We start from the raw sequence: 13,871 nt of genomic DNA on the forward strand, positions 1-13,871 counted from the left end.
TCAGATCACCGCCCGTCGGGCGGGCAGGCCCTGACCGAGCGGCAGCGCCGCGGCGGCGAAGCCTGCGTCCTGGGCGCCCCACATCCGGCGCAGCTCAAGGCCGGCCGCGGCGCCGTCCTGCTGGAGTTCCGCGCAGGCGGTCTCCAGCTCGTCGGGGTCGGTGACGGTGACGGTGACCAGGCCGGTGAAGCGGACGATGCCGTGGCCGCTCGCGCGGGCCATGTCCTGCTCGAGGGCGCGGGCCATGTCGGCCCGCTCGTCCATCGACTCGATCCGGCCCGTCTTCGCCCGCAGCCGGCGCGCCACGTCGCGCTTGGTGCGCTCCTTGGACAGCTCGGCGCGGGCCCTGCGCGGGCCGAGCGGCTCGTAGGCCAGGGTCAGGGACCGGCGTGCGGTGGGGCGGGGGCGCAGGAGGGATTGCAGGCAGGTGGCGTAGACGGAAGAGGCGGGCCAGCTGCGGACCTGGTAGGTCACCGATATCGCGCCGTCGTGCTGGTAGGTGCCCCAGGCGGTCTGGGCGGCGGCGGGCCCGGCGAGCTCGGGGTCGACGCCCGGCTCGACGCCTTCCCAGGTGCGCTGTTCGGCGGCACCGTTGCGCATCGCCATCTCGCTGACCGCGTCCGGGTCGTAGCCGGTGCGGATGACCTGGGCCAGCTCGCGCGGGTCGAGCCGGCGCACGACCGTGAGGTCGGCGGCCGCAAGGGCGGAGTGCATGGCGGTGATCTCGCGGACCAGGACCGCGCAGGCACCGAGCCGGCCGCCGCCCGCGCCCTTGATCGCCAGGCGCGCCCGCGAGGCGGACAGCGTGATGGTCAGGAAGGTGGCGCGGGTGTTGGCCACGGTCCCGCCTCGAGCGGCGAGCTCCTTCACCACGGCGACCGCGGCGCGAGGGGCGGCCGGGTCGGTGTGTGCCGCGGTCCAGGACTGCAGCGCGGTGCCGTCGTCCGCCTGGGACCGCTCATGCACCGCGATCCGCACGATGGGGCCGCCTTCGACGCACTGGGCGCGCAGGAAGGCGCCCCACGCGGCGACGCGGCGGTTGATCTGGTCGGTGTCCTCCAGCGCGAGGCCGGGATAGCGGATCTCCAGCACCGCGCTGTAGGTGTTCTCCAGCGGGTCGTAGACGACGGCCAGCTCTTCCTGGCCGCCGGTGGGGGCGGCCAGGATCCTCAGGCGGGCCAGGACGCCGGGCAGGTCCATCGGCTGCTGGTCGTCCGTACGGCGTCGGGGGGCGAACACCCCGCTCAGGAACACGTCTCTGCCTCCAGCCACGTTGATCTGATGACGGATCGCCAGCGAGGCCCACTCATCCGCGGTCATGCCGTAGATGCGGACCGTGGCCAGCGCGACCAGGACGATGGCGAGCGGCACACCGATCAGCTCGCCGGAGATGTCCTGGGCGTAGATGGGGATCAGGATGGACAGGGCGGCCGCGCCGACCAGCACGCAGCCGGTCAGCGACATCGAGCCCATGAAGCCCTGGCGCTCGGACTGCCACCCCGAATACACCAGTGGTCGGTCCTGGCTCATGTCGTCCCCCCACTCTCACCAGGCCCCTGCTTCGGGGGCGGTGGCGCGGCTGGCGCGGAAGGCCAGCTCATATCGACGTCCTGCGGCTGCGCCGGCTCCGACGGCCAGCTCATGTCGGTCCGTGCCGCGGGCGGCGTCGACGGCCAGCTCATGTCGACGGGGTCCGACTGCGCGGCACTCGCTTCGGCCGGTGCTTCGCCTCGCGGCGACGGGGCGGGCGGCGGCTCCGCGCTGTCGAGCGGAGCCGAGGGCGGCGGCCCCGAGCGGTCCGCCGGTCCTCCCGGCGGGGGCGAAGGCGGAGCAGTTCCTCCGCCCCCGGTGTCGTCCGCGGGGGCCGGGCCGGCGGGCGGCTCGCCGCTGCGCGGGGGGATGCTGATGTGCCCGCCCATGTCCTTGCCCGGGCCGAGGTCGGCATGGGCGGCCATGGCCTCCATGCTGCCCTCGGTGAGCTCCTTGCCGGCCTTGGCGACCTGGAGTGCCATGGCGGCGGCACCGAGCTTGCCCAGGCCCGCCATGCCCGAGGCCATTCCGCCGGCGCGGGCTCGGCCTGCGGCACCGTCCTGGGCCACCGCACCATCGTTCTCGGCCTCCACGGCCTGGGTGAAGGAGCGGCCGTTGCCGACCGCGCCGGCCCCGGACGGAGTTCCGCCGCCGGTACCGAAGAGGCTGGCGGCCGTGCCGCCCGCCGCACCGAGCAGGCCCGAGGCGAGGGAGCCACCGGCGCCGACGGAAGTGAAGGTCATGAATTTGGCCAAGGTGGGCCATGCCACGGCTGCCAGGACGAGGGTCAGGAGGCCGACGAGCATGTCCTTGAGGCCCTTGGCCTCCCCGGTGGTGGAGAACCCGATCACGAAGATCAGCACAACGACCGGCTCGATCAGGATCAGCGCGATCAAGGCGCTTCTGGCCTTGGGGAACCACTCCTTCGTCGCCTGCATGATGCCGCCCGTACCGACGATCGGCATGCAGGCCACCAGCACCTGGATGGCCGCCTGCCGCAGCAACATCTCGCCCCACAAGACCAGCGAGACCAGCGCCGCGAGGATCGCCAGGAGCAGCACCAGCGCGGTGTTGGTGATCCCGTCGAAGCTGAAGGCGTGGTTCAGGGAGTCCTTGAACGCCTTCTCGCCGCCGCCGTCCCGGTACTGGTCGATCATCCACACGCTGATCTCGTGCGCTGCTCCGAGCGCGGCCTGCGTGACGGCGAGCGAGGCAAGGGTAGTGACGGCCCATTTGGCGAGACCGGCGATGGCCGTGGCGGCGGCGACGCCTTCACCGCTGTAGCCGGCCTTCGCGAACTGCCAGATCATCAGCAGGAGCGCCACCAGCGAGGAGAGCGCCCAGGTCATGCTGTAGACGTTGAGCAGACCCTTGTTGTTCAGGTCGATGACCGCCACTTTCAGGAATACGTCGGTCAGACCGTTCAGGATCTCCGTTGCGGCCTTTCCGAAGTTTCCGGAGACAGCGTCGAATGCGGCTGTCGCGAGGGTTCCGGCCGGGTCCTTGGCGAAGTCTTCGACCTTCTTGGCCGTGTCGCAGATGTCCGCGATGATGTCGGCTCCACGGCCCTCGCACTTTTGCCCGGACTCAGGGACCTTCTTGCCCAGCATGAGGGAAAGGAATTCTGTGCACTCCTTCCCCTTCCACTTTCCGGGGTTGTCGCCGCACTCCTTGCGGACCGTCTTCGTGCAGTCGGCCGCCTTCTTTTTGTCCTTCTTGAGCTCGCCGTCTTTCCAGAGCTTTGTGCACTCAACGACTTCGCTGAGGTTCTTTTCAGGCTTCTTCGGGTCGTCGGCGAACGCGTCGGCGGAGGCCGTCAGCAGGAGGGTGACGAGAACCATGAGCGTCGCGGCAAGCCTCTTCATGGCGTTACTTCTCATAGGAGAGGCCTCGCCATCCTGCTTCGACAGCCTTGGCACTGCCGGGGGTTTCCGGTGACGGCTTCTTGTCAGGGAGACCTGTCAGGGTGTCGAAGCTCATCTTCCAGTCGCCATCCGCCCAGATCATGATGGCGCCCCGGACAGCAGTTGCGTTCTCGCTGACGCCCTTGACGGAAATGGTGGAGTCCACGAGGAGCCAGACCGTCACCTTGTCCGGCTCGGCCGAGTCGATGACGTAGGCACGGGACTGGTTGGCGTAGAAGTTCGCGGTGTCTGATTCCCCGTTTTCCGGAAGACCGCGGGACTTTCTGGCCTCTTGGGCAGACATCCGCGCGTAGCTTCCGATCATTCCGAGCATGTTCGGCTCGGCAATGACGCGGGCCTGCCGCTCTGCCGCGTCGGGGGTGAAGAGGTCGTTGGCGTCCGTGTAGTGCGCGGCTGCGGAGATGGCGCCTTCCAGGGTGTGGGGGTAGCCGACGGGCACCCCTTCCTTCACCTCTTTCGCCTTGGGCAGCAGGGTCGGGGTGTTCGATCCGCCGCTCGGGATGGCCACGGGTGCGGATGCAGACGGGGCGGCCTCGCGCCGACCGTCGCCGCTTCCGGAGCCGTCCGAGCCGAGGACGAAGAAGGCCGTGATGCCCGCGCCGGCTACGAGCACTCCGGCCGCGAGGAGGGCCAGGCGGCGGCGCGCGGCCCGGCGTCGTTGGTCGAGCGAGGCGAGGGACATGGGCCTCAGCCCTGCCCGATGTTGTAGAACGCCTTGACCAGGCCGAAGACCGTGCCGACGCCGGCGGCGGCGACCAGGGACCACAGCACCGACCGCTTGCCGCGGGCGGCCATGTCGGGCCTCTCCGTGTTGTGCCCGACACCGATCAGCGCGCAGCCGAAGATGAAGCCCAGCAGGCAGGCGATCAGCGCGCCCGTCAGGGACCAGCCGATCAGGTTGTCCGTGGACGTGCCTATGTTGCCGGGGAGGTTCTTGGGCTGCTTGGGGCTCAGCGGGTCGTCAGCAAGGGTGATCAGCGGCTTGAGGTGCGAGGCCACGGTGCGTGGTTCCTTCCGTGTAGGCGGCGGGGACGGCGGCGTGCGGGAGCATCTCGCCCCAGGACGTGTGCGCCGATGACAAGACGGCTTCCGCCAGCTGGCGTCCGGCCGCCAAGGTCCGGGGTTTGAGGCGGGCGGCGTCGCGCAGGCCGTGCGAGCGGATCCGCTCGTCGTACGGCACGTGGACGATCGAGCCGACCTTCGGCTGGAGCATGGTGGCGCCGGCTTTGACCGGGGCAGGCAGCCGTCCCTCGCTCATGGCCACCACGGCCACGACCATGCGGGCCAGCGGCAGCCCCTCGGCCTCGGCGGCCATCACCGCGGTCTGCAGCGCGGCCATCCCCTCGCCGGTTGCGGCGGCGCACAGCACGGGGACCGCACACGGCAGGGAGCACCAGCGGGCGCCGAGCCCTGCGGTGCCGGTGTGGCGGGAGGTCATCACGTCCTGGGTGAACCGGTGCTCGGTGTCGGCGATGACGGCCTGCCAGCCGCCGAGCGCGGCGAGCTGGTGCCACGCCTCCGGCGCGTCCGGCAGCACCAGCGGGGCGACGTGCCAGGGCAGGTGATCGGTCATCACCTGCCAGGGGTGGCTGCCGGATGCTGCGGCCGCCGCGGCGGCCGCGCGGGCCTGAGCTCGGGTGGCGGGCCGGTCCGGCGGGAGCGCCGCAAGGCCTTCGCCCGCGGTCGCGACCCATCCGGGCCAGGGCGACGCGAGGCGGGGGGCGGTGTCGAGCAGGACCGTTTCGCCCTGGAGGGCGAAGGCGTCCGCGAGAAGGCCGGCGACCGTTGAACGGCCGTTGCCGCCGTCGGCGGCCATGACGGGCACTACCAACCGGACGTGCGGTTCGAGCTGTTCCGGTTGCGGAACCCCCCTGGCCATAGCTGCACCGCCCCCAACGTGCCTCGATGCCTGCGCTCGCCAGGCGCAAGGTGATCAAAAGCCATGTTTAGCAAGGGGTCTCTGAGTCTGTCTATGACTTTTAGTGACTGTTGTTTACTGCTGTGGTTTCAGCTGTGACTTGGTACGGTCCTTGATCAAACCAGGATGTCCGTATGTTTGGGAGGCCGTTGGTGGCACCCGTCGGAGCCGACGACGCCGGTCAAGACCGCGAGGACGACACCCCGTCACGTTGCGCGTGCAAGGCACAGAAGCAGGAGTGGCCCGAGGTCCTCACCGCAAAAGAGACCGCCGACTACCTACGGCTGGACTACCAGCTCGTGATGCGGATGACGCGCGCCGGAGACCTGCCGTCACTGAAGGCGGGACGGACCTGGCGCTACCACCGGCGGGCTCTTGAACAGGCCATGGGCGCGGATGCCATACGCCGGTAGGCGACGGCAGGGGAGGGAACGGGGGGCGGGGTGGCCAAGAAGCTGCTGATCGGCGCGGGCGCGGGGGCGGCCGCGTTCTTCACGCTCATAGCCGGGGTGACGATCCAGACCACGACATCAGACGTCGCGAGTGCAAACCCGAACGTCGGGGCGATCGGCGGTGGACTGAAACCAGGGTCGGTGCCGCCCCAGTTCGCGCCGTGGATCGAGAAGGCAGCCGGCGCATGCCCCGGGCTGCCGGCGCCGATCCTGGCGGCGCAGATCGAAGCAGAGTCCAACTTCGACCCAACTGCCGAGTCCAGAGACCCCAAGACCGGCGCGGTGATCGCCCAGGGGCTCACCCAGTTCATCCCGGAGACCTTCCGCAGCTACGGCAAGGACGCCAACGGCAACGGCGTCATCAGCGTCTTCGACCCGCCGGACGCGATCATGGCGCAGGGCGCGTACATGTGTGACCTGCTCAAGGACGCCAAGAAGTCCGGCTACCAGGACGACCCGATCAAACTGGCCCTGGCCGGCTACAACGCGGGCTGGGGAGCGGTAATGAATTACCGCGGCGTCCCCCCGCCGTCCTTCGCCGGGGGCCAGACCTACGGCTACGTCCGCGACATCATGGCCAGTGCGAAAAAGTACACCGCACCCACCGCGCCCAGCGGGCCGGTGGACCTGCCGAAGGACTTCTCCATCCCGGCCAACGCCCCCGACACCGTCCGCAAAGCCGTCGCCTGGGCCCTCTACCAAAAGGGCGGCTGGTACCACCTCGGAGGCGACTGCACCAACGCGCTCGGCTCGAACCCCGCGCACTGGTGCGACTGCTCCAGCCTCATGGAACAGGCCTACCGCGCCGCCGGTGTGACCATCAGCCGCACCACCTACACCCAGGTCAACGAGGGCCAGGCCGTGAGCATGGATGCGCCTCTGGCCGGCGATCTCGTCTTCACGCCCGGCTCGGGCGGCTCTGCCTCCTCCCCCGGCCACGTCGGCATGTACATCGGCAGCGGCCTGATCATCGAGGCACCCCGCACCGGAGTGCAGACCCGGATCGTGCCGTACAGCAGCTGGCGCAACAGCAGCAGCCCGATCACCCGCATCGTCGCCGTCCGCCGCATCGTCCCCCAGTAACCGGGAGCACCATGAGCACCGACCAGACCGTTCACGCCCCCTGGGGAATCGTCACTCCGGCCTTCTGGCACACCGCCGACTCCGCCACCCCGGCCACGGCGGCGCCCGCCCCGGCCGATCCGGGCACCGCGCCGGCCGCGGTGGGACAGACGGAGGTGCCGCCACCGCCTGCGGAGTACCGCTGGCGGATCGCGGCGATCACCGCGGCGTGCGTCCCCCCGATCGACCCGCAGCGGCTCGCCGCGGCGAACGTGGAGGCCGAACAGATCGACGCGGAGTTCACGGCCACCTTCGGTGCCGCACACTCGCACACGATCAACGTGCGGGAGCTGCGCGGCTGGATCGCCCACCTGATGGGACAGCCGGCGGCGGCCGCCCGCTGGTACCTGCACACCACCGGCCTCCAGGCCCACGTGTGGGGCCTCGAGCATGAGTTCACCCGTGCTTCGGCCGGCCGTGCGGTGCAGCAGTGGAAGGGGGTCACTGACCCCGCCGAACGGCTTGCGCTCGGCTCCGAGCTGCTGCCCATGCTCCGCGCCGTCACCGGCGAAACCAGCGACGCCACCCTCGCCGTCCAGGCGGTTGTCGAGTCTCCTGCCTGAGCGCGCCGCGCTGAGCTCAGGTCACCCTCTGGCCGGGGGAATCGGGCCGGAGGACCAGGTCGGGGCCCTGCCGGTTCTGCTGAGCGCCAGCCGTTTCCGCACGGCGGGCCGGCGGCCGCGTCGTCTGCCGGGCGTCGTGCTCCGCCTGGTGCTGGCCCTGGGCCTGCGCTGCGATCTGCTGGCGCAGCTCCCGCTCCGCCCGCAGCGCGGCGGCAGTCGTCCGCAGCGTCTCGGCCCGGGCGCGCAGCCCGCTCTCCCGGCCGCGGGCATGCTCGATGTCCTCGGCGCGCTGCGTATCGACCTGCCGCGCGAGGGCCGGCAGGAACTCGCGCATCGCGGAGAGCCGCTCCTTCATCTCCTCGAGTTCGCGGGGCGCGGCACCGGTGGCGCCCTGATCCCGGAAAACTCCGGCGTACGGAGACAGTGCGACGGTCTGCCACGCTTCGCGCTGCGCGGCCTGGGCAGCCTGGCGGGCGCGCTGCTGCTCTTCGTGCGCGGCCGCCATCTGCTCGGTGTACTGCGCGATCAGTTGCTCCTGCTCGCCGCGGGATGTGCCCGCGGCGCGCAGCGTGATCCGGTTGCGCCCGGCGGCCGTCTGCGCCTCCTGGCGCATCGCCCGGGCCCTGTCCCGCTCGTTGCCGACCCGGTCGGCGCTCTCCGTCTCCTGCTCGGCGAGCACGAGGAGCCGGTCCGCCTCACCCAGAACGGCGGCGGCCTCATCGGCGATGCGCTGGCCCGGTGAGGCGTGTGCGGTGAGTTCGGCGGCCGCGCTCTCCAGTTCGCGCGCCTTGTCGGCGGCCGCGCGCTCGGCCGCCGCCGCCTGCTGCGCGGCCTTGGCGATTTTGGTGTCGAGAAGGGTGTCGGACAGCGCACCGTACGGGCGTGCCACGGTGTCGTCCCACGCCGGAAACTCCGGCTCGGGCTCCGGCACGGGCGGCGCGACGGGATCGGGTGCAGCGCGCAGCTGGTCGCTGACCATCTGCGCCGGGCGGTCCTGCTGAAGCAGCGCGCCGTACGCGTACAGGGCGCGGTCCAGGAGTTCGGCCTCGCTGCGCGGCTCGCCGAGGGTGGTCCGGGTCTCCTCGTCCTCCAGCGCGGCCGCGGGCAGCCACAGGTGGTTCTCGCCCTTGGCCCGGGTGATGCCGGGGTAGAGGCTGAAGCTGTTCGCGCCGAGGCCGTACATCAGGCTGGTCTGCGCGGTCAGGCCCTGGGAGGCGGCGATGGTCATCGCATAGCCGAGGCTGAGGGCGCCCTGGCTGATCTGGCCTGGGGTCAGCCATGCCTGCTGGTGGCTGACGGTGCCGTCGGACTCTTCGCGCCGCCAGGTGATCTGCACCCTGCGGTCGGCGGAAATGTCGGTGACCACGGCGCGGTAGCCGTTGAGAACGTCGGGGCCAGCTCCGCGGCGGCGCGAGCGGTAATCGTTCTGCCGCACGCGCACGACGTCCCCGACCGCCAGGGTCAAGCTCTCGCGGCGGGGCAGCACGAAGGTGCGCGCGGGGCCGAGTTCCCCGGCCGCGCGGCGCAGGGCCTGGGCGCCGGCGTTGAGGCTGTTGACGTCTTCGTTGCGGGCGGCCAGAACGACGAGGTTGGCCAGCGCTTCATGCGCGTCCGGCCAGCGCGTGCGGGCCTGGTTCCAGGCGGCAAGGATCTCAGCGCGGGCTTCGTCAGCGGTGTCGGTGGCGTGCACGCGGCCGCCGTCGGCGAGCATCCGCAGCGCCCGCTCGCGCTGCGCCGCACCCTGGCGCCACACCTCGAGGGCGGCTCGCTCGCCCTCGTCCTTCTGGCGGCGGTTGTCGGCGAGAAACTCGCCGCCCACCAGGCGGTGCACCTCTTCGAAACCGCCGCCGGGGCCGATCGCCTGGAGCTGCTGCGGGTCACCGATCGCGATGACCTTCGTGCCGGTGCGGGCCGCCTCCGTGAGCAGCACGGCCATCGCCCGGTCGTCCGTCATGGCGGCCTCGTCCAGGACCAGGACGTCCACGCCGCGCAGCCCGTTGCCGCCCTCGATCCGCTTGAGCCAGGACGCGATGGTGCTCGACGGGATACCGGATCCCTCGTGCAGGTTCTGTGCGGCGACGGCGGACAGGCAGGCGCCGGCGTAGGTCAGGCCGACCGCGTCCCAGCCGATCCGGCACGCCTCCATCAAGGTCGTCTTGCCGGAGCCGGCGACGCCGATCACCGCGTCCACGCCGTGCCCGGCGGTCAGCAGCCGCTCCACCACACGCCGCTGCTCGGCCGACAGCTCGAAGCCGGCTGCCACCTGGAAAACGCTGAGCGCGGCCGCGGCCTGGTCGCCGGTCAGGCGGGCGGAGCCGTCGGCGTAGCGGGCGCGGGCCTGGTCGACGATGACCTGCTCGGCCGCGAGGATGTCGTGCGTGGTGTAGCGGGCGGTGTTCGACATCAGGGCCGAGCCGCGGTGCGGCAGCGTCCGCGCGTACCCCTGCACCTTCAGCACCTCGTCGGCGAGGCCTTCGAGCTCGCCGTCGCCAAGGCCGTGCGGGCAGGCGTTCGCGACCGCGGCGAGCAGCTGCGCGTGGGTGAACGTCTTCTCGTGCGTGGTCAGACCGCGGGTAGGAGAGAAAACCTCGGCCGCGATCTGCGCGGGCGGCGGCACCTGGGGGCCGCCGCCGGGGCTCACGGTCAGGCCGCTGTCCGGCCCGGGCGGCCCGGGCGGCCCGGGCGCGGCGGCCGCGATCATCGCATCGACATCGATGCCCAGGCCCTGCGCCTGCTGGCGCCAGTTGGCCCGAAGATCCACGGTGCCGGTGTCGTGTTTGGCGTGGCGGGTCTCGGCGGAAACGCGCTGCTTCTCCTCGCGGCTGGCGTCCGCACCGGCGACGGCCTCGACCTGGGCGGCACGGCGCGAGTAGTGCTCGCGCAGCGCCTCAGGGATGCCGACCACGTTCCAGGACCGCGTGGCCGCGTCGCGCTCGTAGCGGACCCCGAACCGCTCTCCGGCCAGGGCGCGCACCCGGGCCTTGAAGAGGGCGTCGAAGGCGCGTGCGTGCCGGTGGAGGTCCATGCCGCCGTTGGCTATCGCGCGCCACTGGCCGTCCTCGCAGCGGGCGAGGTTGGCGATGACGATGTGGACGTGCAGGTGCGGGTCGCCGGGGGTGTCCTCGTCGACCGGGCGGGCTGACTGGTGCTCCACGGTCCAGCCCAGCAGGCCGCCGGTGGCGATGCGGTGGAGCTCGCCGTCCTCGCTCGCCAGGCCGTAGCCGATCCACTTCTCCAGCTGTGCGAAGGCGTCGCGCTTCGCCTGGTGAACGAGCTCACGAAACGCTTCTTCGCGCTGCTCGGCGAGGAGCGCCCAGAGCACCGAGTCGCCCTTGGGCAGGTCCGCGACGAGGTCGTAGGCGCGCACCCGGACGTTGACGCGCTCGTCCTCGTGGGCTCGCGCGTCGGCGAGTTCCGCGGCCTCGTAAATGTCGTCGAGGTCGAGCCCGGCAGCGCGCGCGAGACGGTGAAGGGAGCCGACCTGAAGCCGGTGGCGCTCGCCCTGCTGGTGAACCATCCGCGCGAGCGTCTCGTACTTCTTCTGCTGCTTGGGCTTGCCGCGGAAGAGGTCCTTGGGCTCCACCCCGGCGGCCGTGACGGCAGCCTCAACGGCTTCAACGAGCCGGGCACCGGTCAACTGCGAGCGCGGGTGAGCCCGGAGCTCGGCGCGCACCAGATGCTCGCCGGTAACCGGGTGAACGCCGTTCGCCAGCGCGCGGGCCGCGTCCTTGCCGGCCTCGTCGAGCACGGTTCCGGCGACCAGACCGGCGTCCGGCAGGCCTTCACCGATCCACACCAGGCCGCTGTCCTCCGCGGCCTGCATGCGGTAGTCGACCTGTGCGTCGGTAGCCGGCGTGGCTATGCCCTCGGCCTGGTCTTGGACGTAGCAACCGGAATTGCCGGAGAGGCGGTACTCGACCTGCTCCATGTCCACGATGCGCGTGACCCAGGCCATGTGACGCCGCCCCCTCCCCCCGGCCTTTCAGCGGCGAAGCCGCGTACGTCCCCGCAGGGGACGTACCTTTGTCCATCCGTTCTTGATCTTTTGGCCTCTGACGGTAGCTCTGGGACAGATGGCAGTCAACGGAATGAACAGATGCTGTTGAGACGGATGAGGGGTGATGTGAGGGGATTTGAGGTTGATGCCGGGGAAACGGAATGCGCTCTTGCTCAACGAGCGTTCGGGGTTCGGGGTGCGGCGGGACTGTCTAGGGGAACGAGGAATTCATCTGCCGAGATGGAGGGCTTCGGACCTGACCTCGGCCTACGACGGCCACAGCGGCCGGGGCGAGGTATCGCGCCGGCCCGACTCGATTCCTTCCTGACCGGTCGACAACTACGATCCGATCATGGCTACAGCAGAAGAGATCATGAGGCAGGCGCAGGAGATAAATGCTGCGCGTGAGACCGCCCTGGCCCCGCTCGCCAGCCTCCTGGCAGACCGGAAGAAGCTGCGGGACGAGTTCGAGAAGACCGAGGAACCGTACGGCCGCGCCTACGTGGAAGCAGAGGCCGCCGGCTGGACGGCCGAGGAGCTGAAGGGCCTGGGCGCGGAGGAGCCGAAGCGCCGCCCCAAGGGGCGCCCCCGGAAGTCGAGCAAGCCGACCGCCCCGAAAAATCCGGCGTCCGCAGCCTCGGAGACGGCACCGAAAAATGCCCCGGCACCCGACGCCGCCTCTCCGGAAAACCCGCTTCAGTAGGTGCCCTTCGGCCCCGGAAAAACCACCGGCCCAGCCTGCTAGATGCACGCCCGCGGTCACGTACCCGGCTCGGAGAAGTTGAGGAGGAAGCAGCTCCTCGACGACGCGCCGTGCCTCCGCCCCAGTACGTGAGAGAGCCCCGACAGATTGCTGTCGGGGCTCTCTCACGTACTGGTCAGTCCGTGGTGATCTGAGTGAACGCCGCACCATGCCGAGGACCTGTGATCACTACGGCGGGTCTGGCGCCGCACGGACTCCAGCAGAGCTCTGGGGCAGGGTCACCGGGCACTCCACCGGTCCGTCGCCGCGCCCGCCGGCAACAGCTTTGACGTGCTCGTGACGGCGCGCGTGGTGCCAGCCTATGTCTCTACTTCAGGTGCTTCCGGGCCTCGGTCAGGATGCGCTTCCAGGTGTGGACGGACTGGCCGTGCTCGTCCGCGAGGGCCGTTGCGATGTCGCCGACGGTACGGCCGGGGTGCGTGGCCAACGCGTCGACGGCGATCTGCACGCGTGGGTCCGGCTTGGAGGCGACCGGGCGGCCGGCGGTCCCGATCCTGTTGGCTGTGTCGTGGTAGTCCCACAGCTGCTGTCGAGTGCGGAACTCCGTCACGCCTTTGGGATGCGGCTCAGTACGAACGGGGCCCGGCCACCCCTTCGGTGGGTTCTTCCGGTACTGGCTGATCATGTTCCGGGGCAGGCCAAGAAGCTTCGCCTGGGCGGACGGCGGGAGCTCTTCGTCGGGGTCGCCGCTGCGATCGATCTCCTTCGCCTCGTTGCGCCGCTTCCGCTGGAAGTCGGCGTACCACCGGTCCCACTCGTCCAGGTCCCAGTGCATGATGCCGTCGATCTCGTGGGCGGCCGGGTGATCGTTGTCGTCCCGGTCCTTCCACAGATTGGCGAGGGTGGCGCGGCTGTAGCCGGTGTGCTCGATGAGGTCCTTCCGGGAGCCGTACCGGCGGCCGTCGATGATCTGCATCAGGGGTGCGCTCTCTCCGTTGATCGTCGTCGGTACCATGTTGACGCGTTCGGTTTCGCGGCCTGGTTGAGGGCCCTCGGTAACCGAACGCCGAAGCGGCCGACGAGTTTCCCCGTCGGCCGCTTCACTTCTTCTTGATCTTCGTGGATTGCCGTGCCGGGGCGAGCAGGGATCCCCACTCGCCCCGGCGTTCATCACACGGCCCAGACCTTCGCGGCGGTGCCGCCGAAGTAGATCTGCTGGCCGCTGGCGGTGTACCCGTACCGGCTCCCGCCTTCCGTCGTCAGCCGGACAACTTTGACCGGCGTGCCGGTCAGCCGCTTAGGGTCGCGGGCGAGCCAGACACGGCCGTCGTCCTGCACGTCGCCGTACACGAAGAACGGCGTCGCGACGCCCTTGAGGGTCCGCCACTCGGCCGCCTCGGCGAGGCACAGACCCCACGTGCGGGCGATGGCGAGCGCGGCCGCCTCCTTCGTGGTGAAGAACCCGACGACGCCGTCTCGGCGGGATGCCTTCGGGGACCATGCGGCCCATCCGCCCCGGTCAAGGCGGGCAGGGGTCTCGTCGAAGATCACGCCCAGGTGCTCGACGCCCTTGAGCACGTCGTACTTCATCGTGCCGACCTCGTCAGGGACGACGCGCAGACCGGTGCTCGCCGGGGCGATCCACTCGCGCCGGTGGGCGG

The 13,871-nt window shown here is 70.7% G+C and carries 12 protein-coding genes; 4 read left to right on the plus strand and 8 right to left on the minus strand.

The features are described 5' to 3' along the window. The 5 genes from ACIG36_RS33105 to ACIG36_RS33125 are packed head-to-tail and all read right to left on the minus strand — an operon-like array spanning position 1 to position 5,271. The gene (locus tag ACIG36_RS33105) at positions 1-1,530 is read right to left on the minus strand and encodes an SCO6880 family protein (protein ID WP_399936189.1); all 1,530 of its coding nucleotides are present in this window, start codon (positions 1,528-1,530) and stop codon (positions 1-3) included. Continuing rightward, the gene (locus ACIG36_RS33110; RefSeq protein ID WP_399936190.1) at positions 1,527-3,449 is read right to left on the minus strand and encodes a hypothetical protein; all 1,923 of its coding nucleotides are present in this window, start codon (positions 3,447-3,449) and stop codon (positions 1,527-1,529) included. Before ACIG36_RS33110 ends, ACIG36_RS33105 begins: the two co-directional genes overlap by 4 nt. Then, the gene (locus ACIG36_RS33115; protein WP_399936192.1) at positions 3,400-4,137 is read right to left on the minus strand and encodes a hypothetical protein; all 738 of its coding nucleotides are present in this window, start codon (positions 4,135-4,137) and stop codon (positions 3,400-3,402) included. Before ACIG36_RS33115 ends, ACIG36_RS33110 begins: the two co-directional genes overlap by 50 nt. A 5-nt stretch (positions 4,138-4,142) precedes the next feature. Next, positions 4,143-4,454 (minus strand): hypothetical protein, encoded by a 312-nt coding sequence (locus ACIG36_RS33120; RefSeq protein WP_249004591.1) that lies wholly within the window; start codon positions 4,452-4,454, stop codon positions 4,143-4,145. Continuing rightward, positions 4,417-5,271, minus strand: coding sequence for a hypothetical protein (locus ACIG36_RS33125; RefSeq protein WP_399936195.1), 855 nt, complete (start codon positions 5,269-5,271; stop codon positions 4,417-4,419). The genes ACIG36_RS33120 and ACIG36_RS33125 overlap by 38 nt, the downstream gene beginning before the upstream one ends. A gap of 254 nt (positions 5,272-5,525) precedes the next feature. Between ACIG36_RS33125 and ACIG36_RS33130 the strand changes: the two genes are divergently transcribed. The 3 genes from ACIG36_RS33130 to ACIG36_RS33140 are packed head-to-tail and all read left to right on the plus strand — an operon-like array spanning position 5,526 to position 7,510. Then, the gene (locus ACIG36_RS33130) at positions 5,526-5,786 is read left to right on the plus strand and encodes a helix-turn-helix domain-containing protein (protein WP_399936197.1); all 261 of its coding nucleotides are present in this window, start codon (positions 5,526-5,528) and stop codon (positions 5,784-5,786) included. Between the two features lie 30 nt (positions 5,787-5,816). Continuing rightward, complete coding sequence (locus tag ACIG36_RS33135; protein WP_399936199.1) at positions 5,817-6,908, plus strand: NlpC/P60 family protein; 1,092 nt, start codon at positions 5,817-5,819, stop codon at positions 6,906-6,908. 11 nt (positions 6,909-6,919) lie between these two features. Continuing rightward, a complete protein-coding gene (locus ACIG36_RS33140; protein WP_399936201.1) occupies positions 6,920-7,510 on the plus strand; it encodes a hypothetical protein in 591 nt (196 codons plus the stop codon). Between the two features lie 16 nt (positions 7,511-7,526). Here ACIG36_RS33140 and mobF read toward each other — a convergent pair whose 3' ends face one another. After that, positions 7,527-11,465: a MobF family relaxase gene (gene mobF / locus ACIG36_RS33145; RefSeq protein ID WP_399936203.1), complete on the minus strand. Its 3,939-nt coding sequence runs from the start codon at positions 11,463-11,465 to the stop codon at positions 7,527-7,529. A 394-nt stretch (positions 11,466-11,859) separates the two neighbouring features. On the opposite strand from mobF, the gene ACIG36_RS33150 reads away from it, so the two are divergent. Next, the gene (locus ACIG36_RS33150) at positions 11,860-12,210 is read left to right on the plus strand and encodes a hypothetical protein (protein ID WP_399936205.1); all 351 of its coding nucleotides are present in this window, start codon (positions 11,860-11,862) and stop codon (positions 12,208-12,210) included. Between the two features lie 367 nt (positions 12,211-12,577). Here the strand turns inward: ACIG36_RS33150 and ACIG36_RS33155 are convergent, their stop codons facing one another. Both ACIG36_RS33155 and ACIG36_RS33160 read right to left on the minus strand, forming a co-directional pair. Further along, positions 12,578-13,225, minus strand: a complete 648-nt coding sequence (locus ACIG36_RS33155; RefSeq protein ID WP_399936206.1) for a hypothetical protein — start codon at positions 13,223-13,225, stop codon at positions 12,578-12,580. Positions 13,226-13,380: 155 nt separating this feature from the next. Continuing rightward, positions 13,381-13,871, minus strand: a 491-nt coding sequence (locus ACIG36_RS33160) for a hypothetical protein (protein ID WP_399936208.1), incomplete at its 5' end; no start/stop codon positions are given.

It is taken from the genome of Streptomyces sp. NPDC053048, assembly GCF_044547045.1.
Classification (GTDB): domain Bacteria; phylum Actinomycetota; class Actinomycetes; order Streptomycetales; family Streptomycetaceae; genus Streptomyces.